Genomic DNA, 235 nt, shown 5'->3' on the forward strand with positions numbered 1-235 from the left:
CATATACATATATACTTGCCTGGCTCTAACAATGTGCAGCTACCGGAGCTGTGCGGTCGCTCAGTGCCTTTTTTACGAGTAACGTAATATGCATCTTCAGATAATAACTCTTGCCACTGAGCGTCGGTTTTAATAACCTTTTTCGGCGGCGTTGGATTGCCATTATTGGCAAAATTAATAACATCATTCCACTTCAACATAACAGCCTCTTTAAATGCTTGCTTAGCTATAATCG

At 40.9% G+C, this 235-nt stretch carries 1 pseudogene; it reads right to left on the reverse strand.

The window, feature by feature from the left end:
• Window positions 1–200, reverse strand: a pseudogene (locus AAEY68_RS21720) (peptide-methionine (R)-S-oxide reductase MsrB); the annotation flags it as partial.
• Between the last annotated feature and the right edge of the window lie 35 nt (window positions 201–235).

The organism is Pseudoalteromonas sp. RB2-MNA-CIBAN-0110, assembly GCF_040309305.1.
In the GTDB taxonomy this organism is placed as follows: domain Bacteria; phylum Pseudomonadota; class Gammaproteobacteria; order Enterobacterales; family Alteromonadaceae; genus Pseudoalteromonas; species Pseudoalteromonas arctica.